At 66.3% G+C, this 21,249-nt stretch carries 16 protein-coding genes; 2 read left to right on the top strand and 14 right to left on the bottom strand.

Annotated features, from left to right (window positions below):
• The first annotated feature begins 4 nt into the window (after positions 1–4).
• On the top strand, positions 5–925 hold the full coding sequence (cysW, locus tag DWA33_RS05060) for a sulfate ABC transporter permease subunit CysW (RefSeq protein ID WP_114356997.1): 921 nt from the start codon (positions 5–7) through the stop codon (positions 923–925).
• Entirely contained in the window at positions 915–1,961 is a 1,047-nt protein-coding gene (locus tag DWA33_RS05055) for a sulfate/molybdate ABC transporter ATP-binding protein (RefSeq protein ID WP_114356996.1), read from the top strand. Before cysW ends, DWA33_RS05055 begins: the two co-directional genes overlap by 11 nt.
• 16 nt (positions 1,962–1,977) lie before the next feature.
• Here the strand turns inward: DWA33_RS05055 and DWA33_RS05050 are convergent, their stop codons facing one another.
• The 14 genes from DWA33_RS05050 to DWA33_RS04985 all read right to left on the bottom strand — a co-directional run bounded on the left by DWA33_RS05050 (position 1,978) and on the right by DWA33_RS04985 (position 20,965).
• Complete coding sequence (locus DWA33_RS05050) at positions 1,978–3,504, bottom strand: acyl-CoA synthetase (RefSeq protein ID WP_114356995.1); 1,527 nt, start codon at positions 3,502–3,504, stop codon at positions 1,978–1,980.
• Positions 3,505–3,678: 174 nt separating this feature from the next.
• Positions 3,679–5,070: a vWA domain-containing protein gene (locus DWA33_RS05045; RefSeq protein WP_114356994.1), complete on the bottom strand. Its 1,392-nt coding sequence runs from the start codon at positions 5,068–5,070 to the stop codon at positions 3,679–3,681.
• Complete coding sequence (locus tag DWA33_RS05040; protein ID WP_114356993.1) at positions 5,070–6,017, bottom strand: AAA family ATPase; 948 nt, start codon at positions 6,015–6,017, stop codon at positions 5,070–5,072. The genes DWA33_RS05045 and DWA33_RS05040 overlap by 1 nt, the downstream gene beginning before the upstream one ends.
• Positions 6,014–7,135: an acyl-CoA dehydrogenase family protein gene (locus DWA33_RS05035; protein ID WP_114356992.1), complete on the bottom strand. Its 1,122-nt coding sequence runs from the start codon at positions 7,133–7,135 to the stop codon at positions 6,014–6,016. Before DWA33_RS05035 ends, DWA33_RS05040 begins: the two co-directional genes overlap by 4 nt.
• A 152-nt stretch (positions 7,136–7,287) precedes the next feature.
• Positions 7,288–9,384 carry a catalase gene (gene katE / locus DWA33_RS05030; RefSeq protein WP_114357074.1) on the bottom strand — a complete coding sequence of 699 codons (2,097 nt, stop codon included), beginning with the start codon at positions 9,382–9,384 and terminating at the stop codon, positions 7,288–7,290.
• 338 nt (positions 9,385–9,722) lie between these two features.
• Complete coding sequence (locus tag DWA33_RS05025) at positions 9,723–10,307, bottom strand: c-type cytochrome (RefSeq protein WP_114356991.1); 585 nt, start codon at positions 10,305–10,307, stop codon at positions 9,723–9,725.
• A gap of 233 nt (positions 10,308–10,540) precedes the next feature.
• The gene (locus DWA33_RS05020) at positions 10,541–11,794 is read right to left on the bottom strand and encodes a PQQ-dependent sugar dehydrogenase (protein WP_114357073.1); all 1,254 of its coding nucleotides are present in this window, start codon (positions 11,792–11,794) and stop codon (positions 10,541–10,543) included.
• A 354-nt stretch (positions 11,795–12,148) separates the two neighbouring features.
• A complete protein-coding gene (locus DWA33_RS05015; RefSeq protein WP_114356990.1) occupies positions 12,149–13,798 on the bottom strand; it encodes an OFA family MFS transporter in 1,650 nt (549 codons plus the stop codon).
• A gap of 63 nt (positions 13,799–13,861) precedes the next feature.
• Positions 13,862–14,077 carry a formate dehydrogenase subunit delta gene (locus DWA33_RS05010; RefSeq protein WP_167443122.1) on the bottom strand — a complete coding sequence of 72 codons (216 nt, stop codon included), beginning with the start codon at positions 14,075–14,077 and terminating at the stop codon, positions 13,862–13,864.
• Positions 14,067–14,897 (bottom strand): formate dehydrogenase accessory sulfurtransferase FdhD, encoded by an 831-nt coding sequence (gene fdhD, locus DWA33_RS05005; protein ID WP_114356988.1) that lies wholly within the window; start codon positions 14,895–14,897, stop codon positions 14,067–14,069. Before fdhD ends, DWA33_RS05010 begins: the two co-directional genes overlap by 11 nt.
• Positions 14,897–17,743, bottom strand: a complete 2,847-nt coding sequence (gene fdhF / locus DWA33_RS05000) for a formate dehydrogenase subunit alpha (protein ID WP_114356987.1) — start codon at positions 17,741–17,743, stop codon at positions 14,897–14,899. The genes fdhD and fdhF overlap by 1 nt, the downstream gene beginning before the upstream one ends.
• Before the next feature lie 12 nt (positions 17,744–17,755).
• Complete coding sequence (locus DWA33_RS04995) at positions 17,756–19,312, bottom strand: formate dehydrogenase beta subunit (protein WP_114356986.1); 1,557 nt, start codon at positions 19,310–19,312, stop codon at positions 17,756–17,758.
• On the bottom strand, positions 19,309–19,779 hold the full coding sequence (locus tag DWA33_RS04990) for a formate dehydrogenase subunit gamma (protein ID WP_114356985.1): 471 nt from the start codon (positions 19,777–19,779) through the stop codon (positions 19,309–19,311). The genes DWA33_RS04995 and DWA33_RS04990 overlap by 4 nt, the downstream gene beginning before the upstream one ends.
• A gap of 292 nt (positions 19,780–20,071) precedes the next feature.
• Positions 20,072–20,965 carry a LysR family transcriptional regulator gene (locus tag DWA33_RS04985; RefSeq protein ID WP_114356984.1) on the bottom strand — a complete coding sequence of 298 codons (894 nt, stop codon included), beginning with the start codon at positions 20,963–20,965 and terminating at the stop codon, positions 20,072–20,074.
• Positions 20,966–21,249: the final 284 nt, after the last annotated feature.

Genomic DNA, 21,249 nt, shown 5'->3' with positions numbered 1-21,249 from the left:
ACTGATGACGATGGTGGCGACGACACAATTCCGGCGTTCCGCGCGCGAGGCTGCGCTGGCAGCCGCCCCGGCGAGCGCCGGCGCACGGCGGCGGCCCGCCCACACCGAGCCGCTGGCGGTGCGGCTGGCGATCATCGGGTTCGCGGTCTCATTCCTGAGCGTGTTCGTCGTGCTGCCGCTGATTCTGGTGTTCTCCGAGGCGCTGTCGAAGGGTGTTGGTTTCTACCTCTCCGCCCTGGCCGACGACGAGGCGCTGGCGGCGATCCGGCTAACGCTGACGGCCGCCGCAATCTCGGTCGGCCTCAACCTGGTGTTCGGCGTCGCCGCCGCCTGGGCGATCGCCAAGTTCGAGTTTCCCGGCAAGACACTGCTGATCACGCTGATCGACCTGCCGTTCTCGGTCTCCCCGGTGATCTCCGGCCTCGTGTTCGTGCTGCTGTTCGGCGCGCAAGGGTTCTTGGGCCCCTGGCTGCAGACCCATGGCATCCAGATTCTGTTCGCGGTGCCGGCGATTGTCCTGGCGACGACCTTCGTCACCTTCCCGTTCGTGGCGCGCGAACTGATCCCGCTGATGCAGGAGCAGGGCCAGCAGGAGGAAGAAGCCGCGATTTCGCTCGGTGCCGGCGGCTGGACCACGTTCTGGCGCGTGACGCTGCCCAACATAAAATGGGGCCTGCTGTACGGCGTCCTGCTGTGCAACGCCCGCGCAATGGGCGAATTCGGCGCGGTGTCGGTGGTATCCGGTCACATCCGCGGCGAGACCAATACGATGCCGCTGCTGGTCGAAATTCTCTACAACGAGTACCAGATGGTCGCAGCCTTCGCGATCGCCTCGCTGCTGGCGTTGCTGGCGCTGGTGACGCTGATCGTCAAGACCGTGCTGGAAGGCCGCATCGAACAGGGGCTGCATCCCGATGACCATTGAAGTCCGTAGCATCGTCAAGGAATTCGGCAGCTTCCGCGCGCTCGACAATGTCGACCTGCGGGTCGAGACCGGCGAGCTGATGGCGCTGCTCGGCCCATCCGGCTCCGGCAAGACCACGCTGCTGCGGATCATCGCCGGCTTGGAATGGCCGGATTCCGGCGAGGTCACGATCGACGGCGAAGACGCGTTGGCGCGCGGCGCCGCGGAGCGCCATGTCGGATTCGTATTCCAGCACTATGCGCTGTTTCGGCACATGAACGTGTTCGAGAATGTCGCGTTCGGGCTGCGGGTGCAGCCGCGCAAGATCCGCAAGCGGGAGGCCGAAATCAAGAAGCGGGTCGGCGACCTGCTCGATCTGGTGCAGCTCGGCTGGCTCGCCGACCGCTACCCGAACCAGCTCTCCGGCGGCCAGCGCCAGCGCATCGCGCTCGCCCGAGCGCTGGCGATCGAGCCGCGGATCCTGCTGCTCGACGAGCCGTTCGGCGCGCTCGACGCCAAGGTGCGCAAAGAGCTGCGGGCCTGGCTGCGCAATCTGCACGAGGAGATTCACGTCACCTCGATCTTCGTTACCCACGACCAGGAGGAGGCGCTCGAGGTCGCCAATCGCGTGGTGGTGATGGACAAGGGCCGGATCGAGCAGATCGGTTCGCCCGGCGACGTCTATGAGCGACCCGCATCCGCCTTTGTGCACGGCTTCATCGGCGAATCGATCGTGCTGCCGGTCGAGGTCCAGGATGGCCGCGTCCGGCTCGGCGACCGCGTGCTCGATATCGCCGCACACGACGCCGCGGCCGGTCCGTCGAGACTATTCGTCCGGCGTCACGACGTGACGGTCGGTCCGAGCGGAAGCGGTGTATTCGAAGGCGCGGTGAAGGCGGTGCGCGCGTTCGGCCCGATGCAACGCGCCGATATCGTGCTGAACGACGTCGGCGGCGAGACGCTGATCGAGATCGACGCTCCGCGCGACCACTCGCTGAAGGTCGGCGACCGCATCGGTCTGCAGCCGCAGCGCTACCGGATCTTCGCCGATCGGTGAGGTGTCCGTCGTCCGATCACGCTTCGGCCGCCTCCCGCACCAGGATGCGTTCGCGCAAAGTCGGCTTGTGCACCTTGCCGGTGGCGTTGCGCGGCAGGGCTTCGACGAAGCTGACGCGCTGCGGGCATTTGAACCGCGCCAGCCGCTCGCGGCAATGCGCCAGCAGCTTCGCCTCGCTCAGCTCTTGGCCGGGTTTGAGCGCGACCACCGCAACACCGGTTTCGCCCCATTGTGGATCGGGCGCGCCGATCACCGCGGCCTCGGCGATCTCCGGCAGTTGATACAACACGTCCTCGACCTCGGCCGGATAGACGTTCTCGCCGCCCGAGATGTACATGTCCTTGGTGCGGTCGACGATGTAGTAGAAGCCCTCGTCGTCGACCCGCGCCGCGTCGCCGGTGTGCAGCCAGCCGTCGGTGAACGAGGTGCGGTTGGCGTCCGGCCTGTTCCAATAGCCGGGGGTGATGTTCGGGCCCTTCACCCAGAGTTCGCCCATCTCGCCCGGTTTCACCGGCTCGCCGTCCGGACCGACGATCTTCAGGTCTGCGTGCAGCACCGGCTTGCCGGCCGAGCCGGCCTTGCGCGCGGCATCGTCGGCATCAAGCATCAACACTGCAGGGCTGGTCTCGGTCATGCCGTAGCCCTGGACCAGGGCGCAGCCACGCTCCTGCCAGATCTTCAGAAGCGGCACCGGCATCGGGGCGCCGCCGACGCCGGCGATCTGAAGCCGCGACAGATCGGTCGCCGCGAACGCCGGATGCTGGCACATGAACTGATAGATCGACGGCACGCCGAAGAAATGCGTCAGCCCGACCGACGGATCTCCGATGATCGACAGCGCTGCGCCCGGATCGAACGCGCGCATCAGCAGCGTGGTGCCGCCGGCGTGCAGCACCGGATTGGTGTAGCAATTCAGTCCGCCGGTGTGGAACAGCGGCAGCACGCAAAGAAACACCGTGCGCTGCGAAATGAACGCCGGAATGCCGAGATTGACCGCGTTGATGAAGGTCATGCCATGGGTGATCATGGCGCCCTTCGGCTTTCCGGTGGTGCCTGAGGTGTACATGATGGTCGAGACGTCATCGAGCGTCACCGGCTCGGCGGCGCCGAGCCGCGGCGAGCTCGCCAGCGCGGTCTCATAGGCCGGACCGAACGCCAGCAGATGCGGCACGCCGCACGCAGCCTTCAACTCCGCCGCCATCGGCGCCAGCTCGTCGTCATGCGCCAGCACCCGTGGCGCGGCATCGCCGACGATGTAGGACAGTTCGTGCACGGTGAGGCGGACGTTGAGCGGCACGAAGATCGCGCCGAGCCGGAAGCAGGCGAACTGCACCTCCAGCGTCTCGACCGTATTCAGCGCCAGCACCGCGACGCGGTCGCCGCGGCCGACGCCGAGCGTTGCGAGATGCGCCGCCAGCCGGTCGACCCGCTCGTCCATGGCGCGGTAGCTGATGTTGCGGCTGCTGGCGAGATCGACCACCGCGATCCGCTCCGGGCGGACCTCGGCGTGATGGGCGATCCAGTCGAAGTAAGCGAAGCTCATCGGTTTCTCCCTCGGAAAGCCGGCGGCTCTTAACGGCCGTCTCGACCGGGGGAGTGAAGGCGCGGCCCGGCGCGAAGTCAATCGCCGCTTCTTGTGCGGCGCAACTAACTGCGCCGAAATCGCGCCGGGGGCACAGCCGCTCGGCGCAAGACAGCGCGCCGGGCCGCCCAGCGGTTACTGATAAGCCGCGACGATGTCCGAGACCGCGCGTTCGAGCTGTTTGGCGCTCGAGCATTGCCGGACCAAATTGCAGAACGGCGCATAGCGGAACATTTCCGAGTCGCCCCAGCCCCAACCCATCCGTCCTTCGGGATTGAGCCAGACCACGCGCTTGGCGCGCTCCGAGATGGTGCGCAGGATGTCGGTGCGCGGATCGAGATTGTTGCTGCGGGCATCGCCGAGCACGATCACCGTGGTCTTCGGCGTCACGCTGCGCAGCCAGCGCTTCTCGAAATCCGCCAGCGAGGCGCCGTAGTCGGACGAGCCGAACCCGACCTTGGACATGATCTCGCGCATCGCCGCTTCCGGCTCCTGCTTGGCGAGAATGTCGCTGACCTCGATCAGGTGGCCGGAGAACGCGAACGAGCGGACGTCGTCGACCACCTCGTGCAGGCTGTGGATCAGCAGCAGGAAGAAATCCGACACCTGCGCCACCGAGCCGGAGACGTCGCACAGCGCCACGATCTGCGGCCGGTCGCGATGCCGCCGCTTCCAGGCGGTGAGGAACGGAATGTTGCCCCAGGCGGCGTTGCGGCGGATGGTACGGCGGACGTCGAGATGGCCGCGGCGCTGCCGCTTGCGCGGCTTGCTGTAGCGCTCGCGCAGCCGCCGCGCGATGGCGCGGATCAGCTCCTTCATCTGCTCGACCTGGCGCCGATCCAGCCGCATCATCGGCGCGTTGCGCAGCACCTCCTGGCGCAGATTCTCCGCCTCCTCGCGGCCGTACAGCAGCAGTGCCTGCGCCACCATTTCGCGCACGCTGTCGCGCAGGCCGTCGAGCGCGGCGGCGAGCCGCTCGGCCTGCGCCGGATCATCGGCCTTGAGCCGGTCGAGATCGTCGCGCAACTGGCCGATGCCGATCGCTTCCATCATCCGGCTCTGAAACAACCCGCGCTGGGTGAAAAACCGAATGTTGGACAGTGACGCTTCATTGGCCGCGCCAGCCAGCGCCGCCGCGACCGCGCTGCGATCCTGCGCCAATAGCATCTGGGCCAACTCGCCGAGCTCCGGCGGTGCCGAGCCTTCGCCGCCACCCTGCCCCGGCGCGCTGCTGCCGCTCGGCTGCAACGACGGAGATCCGCTGTCCGCCTGCTGATCCGCTTCGTCGGCCGCTTCCGTGTTGGTCTTCGGCTCAGGCCGGCTGAAAAACAGATCGAAGCACTGCGCCAGCGCTTGCTTCTCGTCCTGGGTCTTGGCCAGCGTCACCAGCAGGGTATCGCGGAGCAGGCCGCGATCGGCGAAGCCCACCTCCGACACCGCCCGCATCGCGTCGATGCTCTCGGCCGGCGATACCCGCACGCCGGCGCCGCGCGCCGCCCGGAAGAAGCGGTGCAGCTCCTCGCGCATCAGCCGAACACGCCCTCGCGACCAGACTTGGCGACGAAGCCGGCGACCTGCGGCAGCGCCGTCTCGATGTCGGCCTCGTATTTCAACAGAACGTTGAGGGTGTCCTTCACGGTCTGGTGGTCGAGCTCGCTCGCCTGCAGCAGCACCAGCACCCGCGCCCAGTCGATCGTCTCGCTGACCGACGGCAGCTTCTTCAGATCGAGCGCACGAATCTGGTTGATGAAGCCGACCATCTGCTTGCGCAGCGTCTCGCCGGCGCCCGGCACGCGGCTTTCGACGATGCGCTCTTCCAGCCTCTGTTCGGGGAAGCCGATGTGCAGATGCAGGCAGCGCCGCTTCAGCGCGTCCGACAGATCGCGTTCGCCGTTCGAGGTCAGCAGCACCAGCGGCTTCACCGTGGCGCTGATGGTGCCGAGTTCGGGGATCGTCACCTGATAGTCGGATAGGATCTCGAGTAGCAGCGACTCGAACTCGGCGTCCGACTTGTCGATTTCGTCGACCAACAGCACGCAGCCCTGCGGCTGCTCCAGCGCCTTGAGCAGAGGTCGCGGCTCGACGAATTCCTTGGAGAAGAATACGTCGCCGAAATCGTGCAGCCGGCCGAGCGCATCGGACAGCGTCTGCGCGCCGCCCAGCACTTCGCCGAGCTTGTCCTTGAGGATCTGGGTGTAGAGAAGCTGCTTGGCGTACTTCCACTCGTACAGCGCCTTGGCCTCGTCGAGTCCCTCGTAGCACTGCATCCGGATCATCTGCAGGCCGCGCCAGCTCGCCAGCGCTTTCGCCAGTTCGGTCTTGCCGACGCCGGCGGGGCCTTCGACCAGGATCGGCTTCTCGATCTTCTCGGCCAGATACACCGCGGTGGCGATCTGGCGGCTGGCGATGTAGCCGACCGACGCCAGCCCAGCGGTAACGGCCTCGATGGATTGCATCGGCAGATTCGCAGTCATTGCTGTTGATTGCTCCAGAGAGATTGGCCGAGGGCGATCTGCCGCTGCTTGCGCGGCTCGCGCGCCACATTGGCCAGCACGTCGAACGCCGCCAGCGATCGGGTGAGTTGGTCGTCTAGGTGATCCGGCGGCAGCAGCGCGCGCAGTTCGTCGACGAGGACGCGCGCCAAGCTGCGGACGCCGATCACGCGCGCGCCATTCGGCGGCGCACCGCTGTCCAGCGCCTGCACCGCGGCGGCGCTTGCCGCCTGGGCCAGCGACAGCAGGCCGGCGAGGCGGCCGAGCGTGAGCGCGTGATCCTCGCTGCGTTCGACCCGCGCCGCGACGGTGTGCAGCAGCCAGTCGAGAAATCCGACAGTGTTTGCGGTCGCGACCGTGTCCTCGAGATCGCGGAACGGCAGCGCCATCGCCGGATAAGCGTCGGGCAGCGTGCCGATCCGCGCCGAGGCCGGCACGATGCAGTTCACAAAGCTCAGTTCGCAATGCGACGCCGGCTTCAGCACGTCGAGCGACGGCATCGGGGTCAGCGTCAATCCTTCGGTGTCGCGCGGCAGCAGGAACAGACCGTAGCGCTTGCGCCCCTGCTCGACGCCGGTGATCGCCAGCACCAGAAATAGATCGGCGACCGGACCGTTGGTGATCCACGCCTTGCGGCCGTTGATGACGTAGCCGTCGGCCCCCTGTTCGGCGGTTGTCTGGAGATGTTTCGGGTGTGCACCGGCACCGGGCTCGGAGATCGCCACCGCGGCCCAGCCCCGTCCCGCGGCGATCCGCGGCACCAGTTCGCCGCGCTGCGCGGCATCGGCGAAGCCGGCGATGAAGAACCGCGCGATCAGTTGCCGCCCGGCGAACGCGGTGGCGAGGCCGAGCTCGCCGGTCGCCGCCGCAATCGCCTGCTCGGCCTGCGCGATTGCCCCATAGCTGTCGAGCGCCGCGTCGCCGCCGGGAAGCCCGATCTCGAACAGGCCGGCCTCGGCCATCGGCGCGAACGGATCGCCGCCGGATTGATCAGCGGCCAGCGCCCGCCAGCGCGCGATGCGTTCGGCGACCGCCGCCGCTGCCGCCTCTGTCTTCCCCTGGGTCGCGCCCGACGCGCCCGGTGTTCGAAGCTCACTCATGGCTCCGTGTGTAGAACAAGCCCGCGGCGGCGGCGAGTGTTTGTTGTATTCCGGCAAATGGAATGCGGCGCGCGGCGAAGCCAACCTCGCCGCGCGCCACCTATCATCGAGACCAGACCCGCACTGAAGGCCGATCGCCCTATCCCGCGTAGTTAAACCGCGTGGACCTTCGGCTCGCGCTCCCAGAATCGTAATTGCGCGCAAAGCTCCAGAAAGCGCTCGGCATCCTTCGGTCCGCCGAGACTCATCACACCGCCGTCGGGTTCGACGCCAGCCTTCTCCAGCAGCGGCGCGGCTTCCTTGGTGGTGGCGATGAACTTGGCGTGCGCGAAGGCGTCGGCGACGAAGTCACGCGCGGTCGCCTCCTGCTGCAGTTGAAGTGTCCCCTCCTGCGAGAGCAGCACCGCGACGGCATCATACAGGACCGACGGACCACCATTGACCTTCTGCTTGGCCGGCCGCTGCTTGCCGTCGGACGCGGTGAAGCCGCCGACCTTCGGGGCGATCAGTTCGACCATCGCGCCCTGCTGTGCGGCAGCGGCCTCCAGAGCCGCCAGCAGCTTGGCGTCGGCGCCGTCGCTGACCAGAATGCCGAGCTTGCGGCCCTTAAAGCTGCCCGGCGCATTGTTGACGATGCTGAGCGCCGGCGACGGCGGCAGATCGGTGATCACCTCGCGGGCCGGCTCGGCGGCCGCCGGCAGCTTGATGCCGAGGCCGTCAGCGACCATCTGGGCCAGCGTCTTGTCGACATTGACCAGATGCGACACTACACGAGCGCGGATCGCCGGCGTCTCCACCTTGCTGAGTTCGAACACGAATGCGTCCTTGATGTGGGTCTGTTCGATCTCGCTCTGGCTGACGTAGAATTGCCGCGCCTGGCTGTAGTGATCGGCGAACAGTTCGCCGCGGGCGCGGCGCTTCTCGCCGGCATCTTCAGCCGCGAAGCTGCGGAAGCCTTTCGGCGTCTCGCGCGGTCCGGTGCCCCAACTGTTCGGCTCGTAGTTGACGCGGCCGCGCGGATTGTTGAACGCCATGTGGCCATCCTGCGTGAAGCTGTGGAACGGACATTTCGGCGCGTTGATCGGCAGGTCGGTGAAGTTGGTGGTGCCGAGGCGCTTCAACTGGGTGTCGAGATACGAGAAGTTGCGCCCCTGCAGCAGCGGGTCGTTGGTGAAATCGACGCCAGGCACGATGTTGGCGGTATGGAACGCCACCTGCTCGGTCTCGGCAAAGAAATTATCGACGGTGCGATCGAGCACCAGCCGGCCGACGCGGCGGATCGGCACGCGCTCTTCCGGGATAATTTTGGTGGCGTCGAGAATGTCGAATTCGAATTCGTCCGCGAACGCATCGTCGAACAGTTGCAGGCCGAGCTCCCATTCCGGATAGTCGCCGGCCTGGATCGCATCCCACAGGTCGCGGCGGTGGAAATCAGGATCGGCACCGTTGAGCTTGACCGCTTCGTTCCACACCACCGATTGCATGCCGAGCTTCGGCTTCCAGTGAAACTTGACGTAGGTCGATTTGCCGTCGGCATTGATCAGCCGGAAGGTGTGCACGCCGAAGCCTTCCATGAACCGGAACGAGCGCGGGATGGTGCGATCGGACATGATCCACAGCGCCATGTTGATCGATTCCGGCATCAGCGAGATGAAGTCCCAGAAATTGTCGTGCGCGGTCTGGGCCTGCGGGAAGCCGCGATCCGGCTCCTGCTTGGCGGCGTGGATCAGGTCTGGAAACTTGATCGCGTCCTGGATGAAGAACACCGGAATGTTGTTGCCGACGATGTCCCAGTTGCCCTCCTTGGTATAGAGCTTGACGGCGAAGCCGCGGACGTCTCGCGCCAGATCCGACGAGCCCTTGTTGCCCGCGACCGTGGAGAACCGCACGAAGGCCGGCGTGCGTTCGCCGGCGCGCTGGAAGACGTCGGCGGCTGTGATGTCGGCGAGCGACTCGTAGGTTTCGAAGAAGCCGTGCGCGCCGAAGCCGCGCGCATGAACGACCCGCTCCGGAATACGTTCGTGGTCGAAGTGGAAGATCTTCTCGCGGAACAGAAAATCTTCCATCAGCGTCGGACCGCGCCGGCCGGTCTTCAGGCTGTTCTGGTTGTCGCTGATCGGGATGCCCTGCCGGCTGGTGAGCGCCGGCATATCGTCGCTGGCAACCTGATGGGTCTCGCCGCCAGGCCCGCGATGGATCGATGCGTCGGCCAGCTCGGCGGATTTCAGTTCGGGATGCTTGTCGGCCATGGAACCTCGCGCGCAGTAGGACAGAGTGACGAGCGGCGCGGCTCTCGCGGCGATCGAAGCCATCGCTGCCGTGTCGTTCCAACTGATGCGAGAGAGCCGTCCGCCGGCGTGTCTACGGCGAGGATGCGGTTTGGTTCCTGGACCTGGCCGAAGATCGGTCAGGTCGATCCAATATCCGTCTCTCCCCGTCGTGCCCGGGCTCGTCCCGGGCATCCACGCCTTGAGGCGTTCGTGGAAACAAAAGGCGTGGATGGCCGGGACAAGCCCGGCCATGACGGATGTGGGGCGCTTGCCGACTAACGAAGCGATGGTGTCTGCTCGGCAATGGCGCAGCGCTGCTAATTCAAATGCGCAAGATAGTGCGCCAGTGCATAGATTTCCTCTTCGCTGAGCTGATAGGCGACGTCGGTCATCGCCGCCATCGCGCCGCCGGAGCGTTGGCCGGATTTGTATTCGTTGAGCGCCTTGATCAGGTATTCCTCGCGCTGACCGGCGAGGCGAGCGGTGGCCTTGGTGCCGGCGAAATTGTCGGTGTGGCACGAAGCGCAGCGCCGCCCCACGGCGGCCTCGGCGCCCTTGCGCGACAGCTCCGGCTTTTCGTCCGGCTTCGGATTTTTCATCGGCGGCAGCGAGGCGTAGTAGGCGCCGAGGTTGCGGATGTCCTCGTTGGTCAGTTCTTCGACGATGGTTTTCATATTGGCGTTCTCCCGGGTTCCGGCACGGAAGAACACCAGCTGCCATTGGATGTAGAGGTCGGGCTGGCCGGCGAGCGACGGCGTGTACTCCATTTTCGAGACGCCGTCGGCGCCGTGGCAGAACGAGCAGACGCCGGCCCTGGCCTTGCCGGCCTGAATGTCGCCGGCGACAAGTGGAGACGCAAACAGACTGAAACAGAACGACAGCGCAGCAAGCAGGCGAGTCATGCAAGGGGCCTCTGTTGGCTCAGAGTTATAGTTGGAGTTCGTCATTCCTGGATTCGTCGCGGTCGGCGCAGCCGGCCGCGACGAAGGCCCGAAATCCATCACCACTGTGCTCGCGGTGAATCGCCAAGACGGTGGTCGTGCCTGACAACGGGCCCCGGGAGTATGGATTCCGGGCTCGCCGCTGCGCGGCGCCCCGGAATGACGAACGTGGAGTGTGTGAGCTCAGCACAGGCTCACTTGCTGTAGCTGATGCGATAGATCGCGCCGGCCCAATCGTCGGCCACCAGCATCGAACCATCCTTGGCGAGGACGATGTCGGCCGGACGGCCGAGATAGCCCTGGTCGCCTTCGATCCAGCCGGTGGCGAAATCCTCCTGCTTGGCGTTCTTGCCGTCCGGATCAGCGATCACCCGCTTGATCAGTCCGCCCTGATATTTGTGCCGGTTCCACGAGCCGTGTTCGGCAATAAAGATATTGTTCTTGTATTCGGCCGGAAACTGGTCGCCGGTGTAGAACTTCATGCCGAGCGGCGCGACGTGGGCGCCGAGATTCAGCACCGGCGGCGTGAACTCCGAGCACTTGTGGCCCATCGCGAATTTCGGATCCGGCATGTCGCCCTGATGGCAATACGGATAGCCGAAATGCTCGCCGAGCCTCGAGATCATGTTGAGCTTGTCGCTCGGCAAGTCGTCGCTGACCCAGTCGCGGGCGTTCTCGGTGAACCAGTATTTGCCGGTACGCGGATCGACGTCGCCGCCGACCGAGTTGCGGACGCCCAGCGCGACCAGCTCGGCATTGCCGGTCTTGGGATCGACGCGGCGGATCTGCGACAGCGAGGTCGGCGGAATGCCGATATTGAAGGGCGGGCCGAACGGCACGTAGAACCAGCCGTCCTTGTCGGCGGCGAGATACTTCCAGCCGTGCGCCACGTAGGGCGGCATGTCGTCGTACACGACCTTGCCCGAGCCGAGATTGTCGAGATTGGCCTCGGCATTGTCGTAGCGGATCAGCTTGTCGATATCGATCACATACAGCGCGCCATCGCGGAACGCGACCCCGGTCGGCATCTTCAGGCCCTTCAGGATGGTCTTGACCTGCTTCTTGCCGTCCTTCTCGGTGATCGCGTAGACGCTGCCGACCCCAAACGAGCCGACGAACAGCGTGCCGTTGTCGCCCCAGGCCATCTGCCGCGCGGACAGCACGCCCGAGGCATAGACCTCGATCTTGAAGCCCGGCGGCAGCTTGATCTTCTTGATCGTCGCGGCCAGCTCGGCGTCCGAGGAGCCGGTCGGCGGACCCGCCGGCGGCGCCAGTCCTTTCTGCGCCTCGGTCTCGTCGCCGAGGAACCAGTCGGGCGGCGGGTTGGTCCAGAATTCCTTGGTGCCGGATTCGTATTTCTTCAGCCCCTGCGCACCGGCAGGTGGCAACGTCCCGATCGCCAGGACGGCCGCGCACGCAACAACGGCTCGTGTGAAGACCGACTTCATCGCGTCCACTCCCTCGCCACGGCCGTCAACGCAGCCGCTATTTTGTTATGCGACGTCTGATGCGTCGTCAGCGGCGTTCGTGCGCCAGCAGCCGAAGGCTAACACAATCGCGGCAGGAGAGAAGATGATTGATGATGAATCGCAACAGAGGCGAAGCGATCAGTTCGCTGCGCTGCAATCGATGCGGCGCAATGCAGTCAAGCCATGTACTTCTGTGATGGCCGGGCTTGTCCCGGCCATCAGCGCCTTACTCGTGGTGAGTCAGAGGACGTGGATGCCCGGACAAGCCCGGGCATGACGTGGAGCGACCTGTGTTTCCTGTCGATCGACAGCGCCCCGCCAACTCCGCGAAGCTCAGAAGATCTTCACGGCGTTCTGCAGCGTGATCCACACGCCCCAGGCCAGCGGAATGCCGACGAACAGCCAGAACGCCGCGGCGCGGGCGTCGAGGCCGCCCTTGCCGATGCCATAGGAGCCACCGCCGGCATTGGCGGCGGCGCCCTTGGCCTGCAGCGCCGCGACCTCCTCCGGCTTCATGAACCATTTGTCGGCGAGCGGCTTCACCAGCGCGTTGCAGACCAGGCCGATCACCAGCATCCCGGCGAGGATGTACATGGTGAAGTCGTAGACCTGCGCCCGCTCGACGCCGGCCGCGATCTGCGCCTCGCGGATGTAGTTGACCACCACCGGGCCGATGATGCCGGCGGTCGCCCAGGCGGTCAGCAGCCGGCCGTGGATCGCGCCGACGAACTGGGTGCCGAAGATGTCGGCCAGATACGCCGGCACCGTGGCGAAGCCGCCGCCGTACATCGACAGGATGATGCCGAAGGCGAGCACGAACAGCGCCTTGCTGCCCATCGCCGCCAGCGTCGGCACCAGCGCATACAGCACGATGCCGAGCAGGAAGAACACGTAGTAGGTGTTCTTCCTGCCGATGTGATCCGACAGCGACGCCCAGAAGAACCGCCCGGCGATGTTGAACAGCGACAGCAGCCCGGCGAAGCCGGCAGCGATGCCAGCGATCACGGTCTTCTGCTCGCCGGATAGCTGATTGAAGCTGAGTTCGGGAAGACCGATCAGCTTGCCGCCGAAAATCTCCTGCAACATCGGCGACGCCATTCCGATCACGCCGATGCCGGCCGAGACGTTGAGGCACAGCACCGCCCAGATCAGCCAGAATTGCCTGGTCTTGTGCGCGTCCTTCAGATGCACCTGATGCGCGGTGATGTAGGCGTTGTTCTTTTCCGGCGGAGTCCAGCCGTCCGGCCGCCAGTTCGGCGGCGCCAGCCGATAGGAGAACGCGCCGATCGTCATGAACACGAAGTAGATCAGCCCCATCGCCAGGAAGGTCTGCCAAACGCCGACGTCGGTCGGGGTACGGAAGTAGTTCATCAGCATGTTGGCGAGCGGGGCGCCGATCATCGCGCCGCCGCCGAAGCCCATGATCGCCATGCCGGTCGCCATGCCGCGGCGATCCGGGAACCACTTCACCAGCGTCGACACCGGCGAGATGTAGCCGAGGCCGAGACCGATGCCGCCGATCACGCCGGAGCCGAGCCACAGCAGCCAGAGCTGGTGTAGATAAATGCCGAGCGCACCGAGCACGAGGCCGCCGGCCCAGCACAGCGCGGCGACGAAGCCGGCCTTGCGCGGACCGACCCGCTCCAGCCAGCCGCCCCACACTGCGGCCGAAGCGCCGAGCAGCACGAAGAACAGCGTGTACATCCACCCCATCGAGGCGACGCGCCAGTCGCAGGTGGTGGTGAACAGCTCCTGCACGATGGTCATGTCGGCGCAGACCTTCGGTGTCGACAGTCCGACCGCGCGCGACAGCGGCAGCCAGAATACGCTGAAGCCGTAAGCCATGCCGATGCAGAGGTGGATGCACAGTGCGGCCGGCGGCACCAGCCAGCGATTGAAGCCGGCTTTGGCGACGATCCGTTCGCGATCGAAAATACCCGGCCGTGCGCCGGACAGCCGTCCGGCCCCTTCCAATGTGGTCATGTGGTTTCCTTCCCCAGTTTGCGACCGTCCGTTTTCGGACTGGCCGTCGTCACCTGCGCCTTGCTACGTCGCCGCTTTCAAAGCCTCCACCGCCGCCCGCACTTCGGGCGCGAGCCCGTCGCCGCCCGCATCGAGATGCGCGATGATCGCCCGTCGCATCCGCGGCTCCCAGAATTTCTTCAGGTGCTCGGCAATCCCCGGCACCGCCTTGTCCGGCCCCTGACTGCGGAAGAACGCACCGATCTGATTGGCCATGTACACCAGCCGGTCAGGCGACATCGGCAGCTCCCTTGTGATCGATCTCGACGATGCGCTGCGGATGGCTGAACAGTTCGAAGCCGTCCGAGCGGGCGATCGCCGCCAGGGTGATGCCGGCGGCTTCCGCCATCCGCACCGCCAGGGCGGTTGGCACCGAGACGGCGACCAGCACGGGTGCGCCGATCGCCGCGGTCTTCTGCACCATTTCCACCGACACCCGGCTGGTCAGCAGCACGATGCCATCCGTGGCATCGATGCCGCCCCTCGCCAGCGCGCCGGCAAGCTTGTCGAGCGCATTGTGGCGGCCGACGTCCTCGCGCAAATCCACGATGCCGCTCTCCGGCGTGAAGAAAGCCGCAGCGTGCACCGCGCGGGTCTCGACATTCAGGGTCTGCAGCGGCGGCATCGCCTCGATCGCGGCGATGATCTGCTGCGGCGAGAAGCTGCGCCCCGTGCCGACGGTCGCGACCGGGCGCACCGCCTCGGCGATCGAATCGACGCCGCACAGCCCGCAGCCGGTCGGGCCGGCGATGGCGCGGCGACGCTGCGCCAGCCGCTCGGCGACGTCGCCGCCGATCCACATCCGCAGCTCGACGCCGTCGTCGTGCGGCACGATCTCGAAGCTCTCGATCTGCGCAGGCCGTTCGATCACGCCTTCGCTCAGGCTGAAGCCGACCGCGAAGTCTTCCAGATCGGCCGGCGTCGCCATCATCACCGCCTGGGTCGATCCGTTGTAGCTGAGCGCGATCGGCGTCTCTTCGGGGATCGCGCGCGTGCCAGGCTGCATCCGGCCGTGACGCCAGACCTTGGTCTTGCCGGTGTGAACGGTGGAGCGCGTCATCACTCCGCCGCCTCCGCCGGCACCGCGATCCGCCGCGCGGCCGCCGCCTGCTGCTCGTAGGAGCGCTGCCACTCCGACGGGCCATTCGACGGCGCCACCTGCACCGCCGTCACCTTGTATTCGGGGCAATTGGTGGCCCAGTCGGAGTATTCGGTGGTGACGACGTTGGCCTGCGTGTCCGGGTGGTGGAACGTGGTGTAGACCACGCCCGGTGCGACGCGGTCAGTAATCAGTGCGCGCAGCGTGGTTTCGCCGGCGCGGCTGGCGAGACGCACCCAGTCGCCATCACGGACTCCGCGCTGCTCGGCGTCGTGCGGATGGATCTCGAGCCGGTCCTCGTCGTGCCACACCGTGTTGGCGGTCCGCCGCGTCTGCGCCCCAACATTGTATTGCGACAGGATGCGGCCCGTCGTGAGCAGCAGCGGGAAGCGCGGTCCGGTGCGTTCGTCGGTCGCGACATATTCGGTGATGACGAACTTGCCCTTGCCGCGGACGAAGTGATCGACATGCATCACCGGCGTGCCTTCCGGCGCGTTGGCGTTGCACGGCCACTGGATCGAGCCGAGTTCTTCCAGCCTGTCGTAGGACACGCCCGCGAAAGTCGGCGTCAGCGCCGCAATCTCGTCGATGATCTGCGATGGATGCGTGTAGTTCATGGTGTAGCCGACTGCCTCGGCCAGCTTCAGCGTGACTTCCCAGTCTTCAAGACCGTTCTTCGGTGACATCACCTTGCGAACGCGCTGGATGCGGCGCTCGGCATTGGTGAAAGTGCCGTTCTTCTCCAGGAAGGTCGAGCCCGGCAGGAAGACGTGGGCGTAGTTGGCGGTCTCGTTCAGGAACAGGTCGTGGACGATGACGCATTCCATCGCCTTGAGCCCGGCGGCGACATGCTTGGTGTTGGGGTCGGACTGCAGGATGTCCTCGCCCTGCACGTACAGCGCCTTGAACGAGCCCTCGACCGCGGCGTCCAGCATGTTGGGAATCCGCAGGCCGGGCTCGTTGTCGAGCTTGACGTTCCACAACGCCTCGAAGCTCTCGCGCACCGCATCGGTCGAGATGTGGCGATAGCCCGGCAGCTCGTGCGGGAACGAGCCCATGTCGCAACTGCCCTGCACATTGTTCTGGCCGCGCAGCGGATTCACGCCGACGCCCGGCCGGCCGAGATTGCCTGTTGCCATCGCCAGATTGGCGATCGCCATCACGGTGGTCGAGCCCTGGCTGTGTTCTGTGACACCGAGGCCGTAATAGATCGCGCCGTTGCCGCCGGTGGCGTACAGCCGGGCCGCTTCGCGCAGGCTTTGCGGATCGACGCCGGTGAAGGCGGCGGTGGCCTCCGGGCTGTTGCGCTCGTCGGACACGAACGCCGCCCAGTGCTCGTATTCGCTCCAGTCGCAGCGTTCGCGCACGAACGCCTCGTTGGCGAGGCCCTCGGTGACGATGACGTGCGCCAGCGCGGTCAGCACCGCGACGTTGGTGCCGGGCTTCAGCGGCAGGTGTTGCGCGGCCTCGATGTGCGCGGAACGAACGAGGTCGATCCGGCGCGGATCGACCACGATCAGTCTGGCGCCGGCGCGCAGCCGCTTCTTCAGGCGAGAGGCGAATACCGGGTGGCCGTCGGTCGGGTTGGCGCCGATGATCATCACCACGTCGGCGTGCTCGACCGAGTCGAAATCCTGGGTACCGGCGGAGGTGCCGAACGCGGTCGACAGGCCGTAGCCGGTCGGCGAGTGGCAGACCCGGGCGCAGGTGTCGACATTGTTGTTGCCGAAGCCGGCGCGGATCAGTTTCTGCACCAGGAAAGTCTCTTCATTGGTGCAGCGCGACGAGGTAATGCCGCCGACCGAGTCGCGGCCGTATTTGGCCTGGATGCGCTTCAGCTCGGACGCCGCATAGGCGAACGCCTCGTCCCAGCTGACTTCGCGCCACGGCTCGGTGATCTTGCCGCGGATCATCGGCTTGAGGATTCGCTCCTTGTGGTTGGCGTAGCCCCAGGCGAACCGGCCCTTGACGCAGGAATGACCGCGATTGGCCTTGCCATCCTTGTAGGGCACCATGCGCACCAGCTCTTCACCGCGCATCTCGGCCTTGAAGGTGCAGCCGACGCCGCAATACGCGCAGGTGGTCACCACCGAGCGCTCCGGCGTGCCGATCTCGATCACGCTCTTCTCGTTCAGCGTCGCGGTCGGGCAGGCCTGTACGCAGGCTCCGCACGACACACATTCGGAGCCGAGGAAGCTCTCCTGCATGCCGGGCGACACGACGGAGTCGAAGCCGCGGCCCGCGATGGTCAGCGCGAAGGTGCCTTGCACTTCCTCACAGGCCCGGACGCAGCGCGAGCAGACGATGCACTTCGAAGCGTCGTAGGTGAAGTACGGATTGGACTCGTCGAGTCCAGGATTGGGATGCTTCTCGCCGGAGTAACCGTAACGGACGTCGCGCAGGCCGACCGCGCCGGCCATGTCCTGCAGTTCGCAATCGCCATTGGCCGAGCAGGTCAGGCAGTCGAGCGGGTGATCGGAGATGTACAGCTCCATCACACCCTTGCGGATCTGCTTCAGCCGTTCGGTCTGGGTGTGGACGACGAGGCCGTCGGCAACCGGCGTGGTGCACGACGCCGGCGTGCCGGACCGGCCGTCGATCTCGACCAGGCACAGCCGGCACGAGCCGAACGCGTCGACCATGTCGGTGGCGCAGAGCTTCGGGATCGCAGTGCCGATCTCCATCGCGGCGCGCATGATCGAGGTGCCCTCGGGCACCGAGACGCTGCGGCCGTCGATCGTCAGCGTCACAATCGTGTCGGAGGGCGAGCGCGGCGTGCCGAAATCGGTTTCGTGGACCAGAGCCATATCGATCGTCCTTTATTCCGCGGCCTGCAGGCGGCGCGGCGCGAGGCCGAAATCTTCCGGAAAGTGAGTCAGTGCGCTCAGCACCGGGATCGGCGTCAGGCCGCCCAGCGCGCACAGCGAGCCGAACTTCATGGTGTTGCAGAGGTCTTCGAGCACGGCGATGTTTGCCGCGGGCCGGTCGCCGGCGATGATCTTGTCGACCGTCTCGGCGCCGCGGGTCGAACCGATCCGGCACGGCGTGCACTTGCCGCAGGATTCATGGGCGCAGAATTCCATCGCAAACCGCGCCTGCTTGGCCATGTCGACGGTGTCGTCGAACACCACGACGCCGCCATGCCCGACCATGCCGCTCCGCGCGGCGAACGCCTCGTAGTCGAACGGCGTATCGAACAGCGCGCGCGGGAAGTAAGCCCCGAGCGGGCCGCCGACCTGGACCGCGCGCACCGGCCGGCCGCTCAGCGTGCCGCCGCCTATCTCGTCGACCAGTTCGCCGAGCGTGATACCGAATGCCACCTCGAACAGCCCGCCGTGCTTGATGTTGCCGCCGAGCTGGATCGGCTTGGTGCCGCGCGACTTGCCCATGCCGCAATCCGCATAAGCCTGAGCGCCGCCGTCGAGGATGTAGGGCACCGCCGAGAAGGTCAGCACGTTGTTGATCACCGTCGGCCGGCCGAACAGGCCCTTGTGGGCCGGCAGCGGCGGTTTGGCCCGCACAGTGCCGCGCTTGCCTTCGAGGCTCTCCAGCATCGAGGTTTCTTCGCCGCAGATATAGGCGCCGGCACCGACCCGGACTTCGATGTCGAACGAATCCGTCGAATGGCAGATGTGCTCGCCGAGATAGCCGGTGCGCCGCGCCGCCTCGATCGCGGCGCTCATCGCCTCGACCGCATGCGGATATTCCGAGCGGATGTAGATGTAGCCCTTCGTGGCGCCGACGGCGATGCCGGCGATCGTCATCCCCTCGATGATCATGAAGGGATCGCCCTCCATCAGCATCCGGTCTGCGAAGGTGCCGCTGTCGCCCTCGTCGGCGTTGCAGCAGATGTATTTCTGGCCACGCCCGGCCTGCGCCACGGTGCGCCACTTGGTGCCGGTCGGAAAGCCTGCGCCACCGCGGCCGCGCAGGCCGGACTTGACGACGTCGTCGATGATCGCATCCGAGCTCATCTTCAGCGCGCGTTCGAGCCCGCGATAGCCGCCATGAGCGCGATAATCGTCGATCGAGCGCGGATCGACGATGCCGCAGCGCGCAAAGGTCAGCCGGGTCTGCCGCTTCAGCCACGGGATCTCCTCCGTGAGCCCCTGCCGCAGCGGATGCGGCCCGCCTGACACGATCGCATCGAGCAGCGTCGGCACGTCGGCCGACGTCACCGGCCCATAGGCGATGCGGCCCTCGGGCGTGTCCACCTCCAGCATCGGTTCGAGCCAGTACAGCCCGCGCGAGCCGGGGCGAACCAGATCGATCGGCAGCTGGCGCGCATGCGCCTGATCGAGCAGCGTGGCCGCGACCTCTTCGGCGCCGACCGCCAGCGCACCGGAATCGCGCGGAATGAACATGCGCAAACTCATCGCTGCGCCTCCGCCAACAGAGCGTCGAGCTTGCCGGCATCGAGCCGGCCGACCACGCGCTCGTTGATCATCGCCGATGGCGCGGTGGCGCACAGGCCGAGGCAATAGGCCGGCTCCAGCGTCACCGCGCCGTCTGCGGTGGTGGCGCCGAAGGTGACGCCGAGCCGGGTCTCGACATGCGCCGCCAGCGCGTCGCCGCCAGCGGCCTGGCAGGCCTCGGCGCGGCACAGCTTCAGCACGTGACGGCCCGGCGGCTCACGGCGGAAATCCGGATAGAAGGTGAGGACGCCATGGATTTCGGCGCGCGACAAATTCAGCGCCTGCGCGATCATCGGCTCGGCGTCCTGCGGCACATAGCCGAACGCCTTCTGCAACGCCTGCAGCATCAGCAGCGTCGCGCCGTCCTTGTGCGTCAGCCCGGCGATGATCTCGCTGGCGCGGGCGGTTTCCCATGGTTCGTATTGCATCGGCGCTCTTCGTCGTCGTGGATCGCCGGATGAGAATGAGAATCGTTCAAAAGATCAATAAAGCAGTCCAATGCTGCGATAGGGAATCCGCAACGACGGGGGCCAGCCATAACGACAAGGGGCAGCCATCGCCCTCTCCGTCATTCCGGGGCGCCGCGCAGCGGCGAACCCGGAATCCAGAGGTTATTTGCGCCAGGAGATTCCGGGTTCGCTCACTTCGTGAGCGCCCCGGAATGACGCGTGGCGACGGCCTACGCGCCACACCAGTTCCGTCAGCACCAAACCGCCCCGATCAGCTCTGCAGCGTCGGCGCGACCTCGCGGGCCACCTGCATCAGGGCGGCGACCAGCGGCGTATAGGGTTCGCGCGGCGGCACCACGAGGCCGATGCTGTAGGCCACTTTCGGCTCGACGATCGGGATGGTGCGAACGCCGTCGCCGAGTCCGAGCGTCTCTGCGAGCTTGGCCGGCATCACGCTGGCCCAGCGTCCGGTCTTGACGTGGGTATACAGCACGATGATCGAATTCGAGGTCAGCGTCGGCTGCGCACTGGTGCCGGCGGCGCGCAGCGCCCGGTCGATGATGCGGCGGTTCTGCATGTTCGGCGTCAGCAGGCACAGCGGCACCTGGCCGACCTCACGCCAGGTCACCTGATCGCGATCGCCGAACATGCCGTCGGGCGAGGTGATCAACCGGTAGCTTTCCTGATACAGCGGCACGCTGCGGACTTTGCCGACCGGCTCGTTCTCGGTGTAGGTCAGTCCGGCGTCGACTTCGAGGTTTTCGAGCAGGCCCAGCACTTCCGACGAGGTGCAGGACAGGATGCTGAAGCGGACATTCGGATGCTTGGCGCGGAACGGCGTGGTGAGCTGCGCTACCATGCCGAGCACGGTCGGAATCGCGGCGATCCGCAACTCTCCGGACAGCTCGGCCTTCAGCGCGCCGATATCCTGGCGCATCGCGCGGCTGTCGGCGACGATCCGGCGCGCCCATTCCAGCGCCCGCTCGCCCTCCGGCGTGAAGCCGAGAAACCGCGAGCCGCGCTGCACCAGCATCACGCCCAAGATCTCTTCGAGCTGCTTGATGCCAGTCGACATGGTCGGCTGGGTCACGCCGCAGGCTTCCGCGGCTCGGCCGAAATGTCGTTCCTTGGCGAGCGCCAGCAGCAGCTCGAGCTTGTCGATCAAACCGGCCTCTTGGAAATTCAGGTGAATTTCGAGAGTCTTGCCCGATCAGGACGCAATCGGCAAGGCGGCCCGGCGGCCACGCCGTTGCGGGCGCACAGGCAACAATAACCCCGCCTCCCGGTTGCGCATCGGGAGCGCGGGGCCAGTCTGGGGAGAGACGCTGCCGGCGCGGGAAGCACGACCCATCCGCACCACGCTTCGTCATCAGCACGCTAACTGATTGGCGGGGATGCGGATTGAGATGGATCAAGCTGAGCGAACCGGCGCGCGAACACACCGGCGGC

Origin of the sequence: Rhodopseudomonas pentothenatexigens, assembly GCF_900218015.1 — a bacterium.
Taxonomy (GTDB): domain Bacteria; phylum Pseudomonadota; class Alphaproteobacteria; order Rhizobiales; family Xanthobacteraceae; genus Rhodopseudomonas; species Rhodopseudomonas pentothenatexigens.
The sequence above is the reverse complement of the archived record's forward strand: the minus strand, read 5'-3'. Positions and strand labels throughout refer to the sequence as shown.